Origin of the sequence: Ruminobacter sp. RM87 (assembly GCF_000701925.1) — a bacterium.
Taxonomy (GTDB): domain Bacteria; phylum Pseudomonadota; class Gammaproteobacteria; order Enterobacterales; family Succinivibrionaceae; genus Ruminobacter; species Ruminobacter amylophilus.
Window position 1 is genome coordinate 44793 of sequence record NZ_JNKD01000017.1, and the last position, 8500, is coordinate 53292.

An 8500-nucleotide genomic window follows, 5' to 3' on the forward strand; every position below is an offset into this window, starting at 1 on the left:
TGAAAAAACCGTGCATATCTTCCATGATACACGGACCTAGACTGACGGCGGATACACCGTTCCCATTCGGCTGTTTACGGAACTAACATTCAGTCCGTGTTTTTCAATACCATCCTTCAGCTGCTGACTGGTACTGTTTATCAGCTGCAGAGTTTCAAACTTTTCTGAAACAAGATTGACTCTTACATCCCTGTCATACAGTTCGATGAGAATCTGAACGGCGCCGAGTTTTTCCAGCTCGAAAAAGAAGTTGATTTTCCAGGTTACTCCTGATTCTCCGCTGAAATGAGAAACATTCATGCCGCCTTCCCTGCCTGACCTGTACAGTGGCGGCAGAGGTATGAATGCGGGAAGTCCGAGTTCATTGCTGAAACCGCTGAGAAGCTGCATCCTTTCTATCTGCTGCAGAGTCAGGAACAGATTTTCCTCAATCCAGTCGCAGTCGCCGCTGAAATCAAGATCTGCATAAGGTTCCGTTGATTTAAACTGAGACACGTCCCTGCCCAGCATTCTGAATCTTATGGAAAGAATCATTGCCGCCCACTGCTGAATAATCCGGCCTCTGCGGCCTTCCGTGGTCAGAGGATTGCCTACAAATCCCAGCCATTCCATCACGTCATTGACGTCACGCAGTGGCTCGGTAATGGTCTGACTCATTGCCCTGGTCATGTTGTGAATTTCCGGAGAAACCATTTTGTTGTCAAGAACCGCATTGAGGGAACTTACCAGTCTGGCCATAGGCACGCTGCGATGATTGATTTCATTAAAATCCGGAGTCTCTTTTCTGCGGGATCTGTTTTTAACCTTCCGGCCTGAAGCAAAAAGATTTCTGATTCTGGCAAAGAATGACTTCCCTGCAGGTTTTTCACTCTCTTTCGCATCATGCTCAGAATATTCATCTGATTCACTCAGGGTATATCCATCATTCTGCTCGAAAGATGATGACGCCGTCGCTCCGGCATCTGAGAATGAAACACTGTCTGATGTCTCTGAATCTTTATTATCGGAAACATAATCCGTCGTCACATCGGCTGAGACAGTTTCCTCATGCACTGCTTCCTCAATCTGATTTGAGGTAACATGTTCATATTCAGGCATGAAATCATCAGCACCGGCATCCACGATCTCAATTCTGTCGGTAACCTTCTCAGCTTCAACAGGTTCCCTGTTATTCTTTACCCAGGAATAACCGCCAGTCCCGCCGGTTCCCCAGCTGCCGCTTACGTCGTTCCTTCTGCCGTCGTTTCTTTCCGGCTCGATTCTTTCCTGTCCGGCCGCAGTCATCAGGCCGTCAGTTTCAGCTGCACCGTACCTGTCTTCCGCAACGGTTTCAGCAACCTTAAATTCCTCTCCGGAAGACATTTCATTACCGCTGTTATCGTTCCGGATGAAATCAGCCCAGTCATGAGACTGCTCCTCTGCGGTTACCGTTGCTTCATCACGATCATTACCGGCTTCACTCACATGGCTGTCCGATGCATCAGAAGCATCGGTTTCTTCAGGAATACTGAAACCTGACTCAGGTTCTTCAGCAGGCTTTTCCTGTTCACCCGCACCTGTCTCCGGATCAGGATAAACTGTTATATTATCCTGACGGACGGACTCAGCCATTCTTATAAGAACCTGCTGTTCCCTGTTAAGCTCATCAAGATATTCATCCGCTTCATCGTTTTCATCCTGAAAAACAGCAGAAACCGGAGATGTAATACCGTCAGTGTTTTCCTTAACGACAGACTCTTCAGACGTTTCTGTTACTCCTGCAGAATCATTCCCCGCCTCTTCGGCCTTCTGAACCGGTTCATCACAGGCTGCGGATTCCTTATCTTCAGAATTTTCATTTTCGGTATTCTCCCTGGCGATGGCTTCACTTAATGAATTCTCGTCAGAAAAAATTCTCATTTCGTCCGTAGTTATGCCGGTACCGGTTAAATCAAGTCCTGACTCGCCGTCGGATACCGGGTTGTCGGTCAGGTGACGTTCAGGATTTTCTAATGAGTCACCTGGTTCTGAACCTGCAGTCGTCTGAGAAGCCGTATTTTCGGAATTTATGTATTCAACGTCATTTGCCACCTTCTGAATCAGCTCGTTAACCCTGCGGCTGAGACTTGCATTCTGAGGTGTATCCTGTGATCTGTCTTTCTCGTTACCGCTCAGCTTTTCGCACTGAGCCCTGAATGAATTGAATTCTCCGATGAGATCGATATTCATCTGCGGACGCTGCGCATCGGTGCCATCCCCGGCCTGTGAAGCTTCACCGCTTCCGGGAAACAGAACCTTTCTGGAAACATCATCCGCCATGCTTCTTGAAAAATCGTATCTTGACAGGAGTTCTTCATCGTACAGACCGGACATGCCTGTATGTGAATTCTCGCGGAAGAATTTTCTTATTTCATCTTCCGTCAGTCTGTCGGCATCAAAAGTGTCATCCTTTCCGGGAAGATCGGCATCAACTATTTCCCCGTTACCTTCACCGTTTATCAGATTGGCCGACTGAGCGATGGAGGCGGCCCTGCGGATAAGATTATCCACTCTTCTGGCTATGGCCTCGCTTTCCTCATCCTGATATTTTTCCTCTGACGCAAAAAGACCTAGCTTTCCGGTATCTTCAGGTATTTCATCCACGGCATCACGAATGAAATTACGGAGTTCCTGTTCTCTTGCAGCCTGATAAAGAGCGGCTCTGTTATGTGAAATAAGATAGAGAACATTGGGCTGATGTGCCATGATGAATTCAATAACCGCTATGAACAGTCTGCTGAATATCACCTTTCCCTTCACGGTGAGAGAATCATGAGGAACGGAGATATGAAGTTTTTCCAGTCTCTTGACCAGAGCCGGGGTTATGTTGTCAGCAGTAAGAATATTGGCTACGAGTTCACAGAGATAATGCATCAGAGCCATGCCGGGAGCATTGTTTTCCCTAAAAACTCTTGGCAGTGTGGTGCACAGGCTGAAAAACTCATCAGTTGCCGCGTAGCTTTTAACCACATGAAAACGGCTGGTCAGGGTATTTGAAAGGAGCTCCACCAGTTCAGAATCAGTGCCTATCAGATCCTTTATCAGGGTAATATAGGTAAAATCATCCGTTCCCGCCGCGGCAGCAAGAGCCGAAACAGGATCTGCAGCCAGAGCGGCAACATAACGCTGAACGCTTTCCTGAGATGCAGCAAGTTCTGCAGGAAGCAGTGGATAATCCTTGGTAAGCGAACTTAAAAAAGCATAAGAGGCGCTTACGTTAATCACCTTTCTGCTGTTTTCAGACAGAACGTCGTATACCTCTTTTTCGCTGAGACTTCCCTGCCCGGAATCACCGGAACCGGTAGCTGTTTCCGCCCTGTCCTCCGTAATTTCTGTACTGTTCTTTTTTAAATCTTCTCTCAACATAACCGGCCGTTACGAATTTATATTATTTCCATAACACACTCATGACCAGCAGGTCACGGATTCATATTCTGGTTTTATGGCTTATTTTATTATCTTTACATGGCAGGCAGTCCGCTGTGGAAAAAACAGACTGCCGAAAAATACTGTACCGTATTTCCGCATTTGTCTGCGGACCGTGTCGGAGGCCGCACCGTTTTACCGTCCCGGACACACAATCGGCTGCTCAGATTTTAACATCACTCTGAAAACAAACATCTTTTTAAATGTTTATTGTGAGGTAATTTAAGACTGACCGCACACTCTCATCAATCATTCCTAGAAGAGAGACCTGATGAAATCCCCCATTCTGTCATCGCTTTCCTTTTCAGTGTTGCAGTATCTTACTTCCTCTTCGTTTATCATATCCTCTCTTACAGGAAGCAGTACGAATCTGGAAACGTCGGTGCAGGTTTCAGGATCCATTATGTAGCTGTCGGCTCCCTCCAGACTGAAGTACGCGTCTGCAATGCCTTCAGGAATGGCAGTTACCAGAGAATGAACTCCTCTGATGCTTAAGAATCTGTCATAAACCGGAAGAGCACCTGTGGCTCCCGTAAGATTGGTTTTGGTGTTGTCATCATTACCTACCCATACGGTTACCAGCTCATCATTATCAAAACCGCTGAACCATGAATCGATGCCGTCATTTGAGGTACCTGTCTTCCCTGCTATAACCGCATTGTACTTTTTCAGGGATCTGGCGGTACCGAATGAGGTTACATTGGTCATACCGTAGATGGTCAGATAAGCGTCGCGGGGATCCAGCACCTGAACCTTGTCGGCCTGACTCTCGCGGTCGTATATGATGTCACTGCCACGACGAACCACTCTGATCGCCGACAGCTGTCTGTAGGCACCTTCGGTCGCAATGGTGGCGTACATCTGGTTCACCTCTATCGGAGTCAGGGCGAAACTGCCCAGCAGAGTACTCGGAACGGCATCTATTTCCTGTTCGATTCCCAGCCTGTGAATGGTATCGACAACCTTCTGCACTCCGACATTCATACCCACTCTTACCATTGGCACGTTAAGCGACTTGGCGAAGCCCTGATAAAGAGGAATCCACCCGCTGTAGGTACCGCTGAAGTTCTTCGGGCTCCAGTTCTGACCGTTGCGCATTTTTACGGTTACCGGAGCATCATGAACCATACTGCCGAGATGCCAGCCGTTACTGAACGCCGTCAGATAGGCGGCGGGCTTGACCAGGGAACCGACCTGACGGCGGGCCTTGGTTACACGGTTCATCCCCTGGAACTGCGGATCACTGCTGCCTACCACGGCAAGAATGTCACCGGTTCTCCAGTTGGAAACCACTACCGCACTTTCAAGCTTTTTGGTTCTCTTGGCATTGAGTCTGCCAAGTTCTTCCTTAACAGCGGTGTTGGCGGCAAGCTGCACCTGTGGATCAAGACTGGTAAAAATCACCAGTCCGTTGCTGTCGAGATAGTCATCACCGAGCTTTTTCTTCAGCTCATCCTTAAGAATACTGATGTATCCGGGTACCTTGATGATGGAAAAATTCTTGTCCTTGTCAACAATTCCCAGCGGTTTGGCGACGTAGTACTCATACTGTTTGTCAGTAAGCTTTCCAGCCTGCTTCATCAGGCTGAGCACCAGATTTCTTCTTTTGAGTGCGGCTTCAGGATGTCTGCGCGGATCATACTGGGAAGGACCTTTAACCATGCCTACAAGCAGAGCTACCTGATGCCAGTCCAGTTCGCTTACGGGAATCCCGAAATAGAAGTATGAGGCCAGACCGAAGCCGTAGATGTCCTTATTGGAATGCCCGAGATAGATTTCATTCAGATACATTTCCAGAATCTGGGATTTTTCATATCTGGCATCAACGATAATGGACATGAAAAGCTCTCTTACCTTTCGGTCAAGAGTCTTGTTGCTGCTTAAAAAGTAATTCTTAACCAGCTGCTGTGAGATGGTACTGCCGCCCTGAACCTTGCGACCGGCCCTGATGTTCACGAATATCGCTCTGAGAATCCCCTTGATGCTGATGCCGTGGTGACTGTAGAAATCCCGGTCTTCCACGTATATAAGAGTATCAATGAGTTTCTGCGGCACGTCATCGATGCTTATCAGCAGACGATCTTCCTCTCCGCTTGAGGAAAGACGTTCCAGAAGCACCGGATCCAGCTGAATGATATCAATGTTCTCACCTGTTGCCGCATCGGAAATGGAACTGATTCTGCTGTTTTTGAAAACTATGTGAATGGGACGGGATTCTTCCGGTCCGTAGGAGAAATTGAACGGTCTTCTGATAATGACCATATGATCCTTGTTTCTGCTGGTTCCGTATTCCCCCGGATTTGCAGGATTGCTCACCTTGCGGTATTTCAAAAGGGTAAGTTCGTGTTCAAGCTGATCGAAGGTAATCTTCTGCTCCACAGTGAGCTCCAGCGGTCTGCTGTATACCACTGCGGGAGTTTTCCATTTCTGTTCCGCATCCAGACTGCTGCTTGAAATCACGACATAATAGTATGCACAGAGAATTGCGAAAATTACAGCAAGTACAAGTCCGAGCTTAAAACCCAGAGCTATCAGTTTACCGATAAATGATTTACTCATGTTTCCTTACACCACTGTTTCGGGAAAGTGCCATCCGCACCGTTCCGAAATTGCTGCTGAAACCCGACCGTTCCATCCGTTGTCAGATTTCAGAAGTTCTGTTTCGTAAAATCATACTTCCATGTAAATGCTTTGCTTCAGCAGAAGGCTATCCCGCCGCACGCGTCCGGGAACCTTCCGAATATCTGCAGTCCGGACACAGTGACTGCAGTGCTGAACCGGGTAAAAATCAATCCTTAATCATTACCCGAAAAATCCTTACAGGTCTCCCCGGCGGAACCGAACTCCGCCGGGGACAAAAAATCAGGTCACATTATATCATTTATGTAAAATTTGTTTACAAAATTAACAGGCTCGCCTCCGGTCGTCCTCGAACCGTCATAAATGATGAATCACTGTCGAAAGACGATGCAGAATGACAATATCCGGCAGATAAAAATTTTTCTAAAACATAACCTGCGTTCAAGTAATAAACATCTGTTTATGCAACATTTGACAAAGATCTATTTTTTTATAAAAAAACATTCAGATATGCATCAAAATGAAAAAAAATAAAGTAATGGTTCCCTGCTTTTCCTATAATACGGGATTTGAAAATTACGTTTATGTTGCTTTAAGTGACTGAAAAAACGCCTGTATCATATTTATGGAAAATAAATTGACATAAATCTTTGAATATATCCGACGAGTAATGTATATTCTAAAGAATTTATGTTGGTATGACTTGGGTACATTTATATCCGTGCTGTTTTCCATACGGTTAATTAAAAAGACGGACAATTCAGCACTGATACATTTGCCTTGTGCCTGGTGCAAAGGTATATACATTTTAGGAGAAAGACTATGAGCGACAACAAGAATGATTTAATTGAGCTGAGTCCTCTGGCCATTGCCGGCTTAAAGCCTTATGAAGTGCAGCCCGGCGAAGAATATATGAACGATAAGCAAAAAGCTCATTTCCGCAAGATTCTGGAAAGCTGGCGCGATCAGTTGATGAATGAGGTTTCAAACACCGTTGATCACATGAACGATGAAACCACCAACTTCCCTGACGATATCGACCGTGCTGCTCAGGAAGAAGAATTCTCTCTTGAATTAAGAATCAGAGACAGAGAAAGAAAGCTTATCAAGAAGATTGAAAAGACTATCCGTAAGCTTGACTCTGACGATTACGGTTACTGCGACGACTGTGGCGAAGAAATCGGCATTAAGCGTCTTGAAGCACGCCCTACCGCCGATCTCTGCATCAACTGCAAGCACATCGCTGAAATCAAGGAAAAGCAGGGCGCAAAATAATATATGTCCCCTTATCACGGGCGTTTTGCTCCTTCACCGAGTGGCAGGCTGCACTTTGGTTCACTGGTTGCCGCCACCGGTAGTTATCTTCGTGCCAGAAGCCTTAACGGCTTCTGGCATCTTCGTATTGAAGACATCGACACCACCAGATGCAGACAGGAACACAGTGACAGCATCCTAAGGGATCTTGAACTCCTGGGCTTTGAACATGACGGTCCAGTACTGTATCAGACCGAAAGACTTGATTTTTACAGGGAATGTCTCGACAGGCTCACGGAAAATCATCAGACCTATTACTGCAACTGCACCAGAGCCGACATCCGCAGAATGGGAGGAGTCTACAACGGTCACTGCAGAAATCTGAACCTTCCCGATGCCGTGAACCACAGCGTGCGTCTCAAAAACACCACCTATGTTTCCGAATACCGTGATGAAATCCGGGGAACGGTAAAAAATCCGACATCAGACATTCCCGACATTGTTCTCCGCCGCCGTGACGGTCTCTATGCCTACAATCTTGTCTGCATACTTGATGATCTTGATACCGGCATAACGGAAGTGGTCAGAGGCTCGGATCTGCTCTATGACACCTTCGCCCAGATATCCTTCATAAAGGAGCTGAAGGGAAATGTGCCTGCATACGCGCATCTTCCTCTGGCCATGGAAGATCCTGAACACAAATACTCCAAACAGAATCATGCCGCTCCGATTGACATGGCACATGCGTCAGAGCTTCTGGTAAAGGCCGTAAAATTCTTAGGACAGGACATTCCTGATGAATTTGTGCATGAAAAACCGGCCGACATTTTAAAATATGCCGTAAGCACCTTCTCTCTTGAAAAAATCTCTCCGGACAGCCGAATAGTCTGAACAGTCCTCTAACCGTCAGTAATCAGTTCCATTACACCCATTCTTTGAATATCTAGTTACATTATCAAAAATAATTTATTAGGAAGTCCAAAAAATAAGAGACTTCCTTTATTTTTTATGTTATTATAGTTACATACTAACGTGTAACTATATAGGTACAATTATGGTTGTTGATACTCCCGAACTTCCTCCTCTGCTTTTCAATAGAAATGGTAAATATACTTATGTCTGTTCTTATGAGAACGCATGGGATCCTGTACGTCACATGTCTGTCAGAGTCAAGGGCAAAACCGTTACCGTTGGTAAGATTATTGGCGGTAACCTAACCGGT

The 8500-nt window shown here is 46.2% G+C and carries 4 protein-coding genes; 2 read left to right on the plus strand and 2 right to left on the minus strand.

Translation table 11 applies throughout. The annotated features are described in order from the left end of the window. Window positions 1-36: 36 nt before the first annotated feature. Window positions 37-3384: a flagellar hook-length control protein FliK gene (locus tag T489_RS0105480; RefSeq protein ID WP_031579047.1), complete on the minus strand. Its 3348-nt coding sequence runs from the start codon at window positions 3382-3384 to the stop codon at window positions 37-39. Window positions 3385-3699: 315 nt separating this feature from the next. Then, entirely contained in the window at window positions 3700-6003 is a 2304-nt protein-coding gene (mrcB, locus tag T489_RS0105490; protein WP_051621815.1) for a penicillin-binding protein 1B, read from the minus strand. Window positions 6004-6936: 933 nt separating this feature from the next. Here mrcB and dksA point away from each other — a divergent pair. Together dksA and gluQRS are read left to right on the plus strand one after the other, a co-directional pair. Next, window positions 6937-7299 carry an RNA polymerase-binding protein DksA gene (gene dksA, locus T489_RS0105500; RefSeq protein ID WP_342741904.1) on the plus strand — a complete coding sequence of 121 codons (363 nt, stop codon included), beginning with the start codon at window positions 6937-6939 and terminating at the stop codon, window positions 7297-7299. Between the two features lie 3 nt (window positions 7300-7302). After that, the gene (gene gluQRS, locus T489_RS0105505) at window positions 7303-8169 is read left to right on the plus strand and encodes a tRNA glutamyl-Q(34) synthetase GluQRS (protein ID WP_031579052.1); all 867 of its coding nucleotides are present in this window, start codon (window positions 7303-7305) and stop codon (window positions 8167-8169) included. Window positions 8170-8500: the final 331 nt, after the last annotated feature.

Bases quoted from the DNA above. Each gene is read 5' to 3' on its own strand.
- T489_RS0105480 (WP_031579047.1), bottom strand. From the start codon at position 3,384: ATGTTGAGAGAAGATTTAAAAAAGAACAGTACAGAAATTACGGAGGAC.
- mrcB (WP_051621815.1), bottom strand. From the start codon at position 6,003: ATGAGTAAATCATTTATCGGTAAACTGATAGCTCTGGGTTTTAAGCTC.
- dksA (WP_342741904.1), top strand. From the start codon at position 6,937: ATGAACGATAAGCAAAAAGCTCATTTCCGCAAGATTCTGGAAAGCTGG.
- gluQRS (WP_031579052.1), top strand. From the start codon at position 7,303: ATGTCCCCTTATCACGGGCGTTTTGCTCCTTCACCGAGTGGCAGGCTG.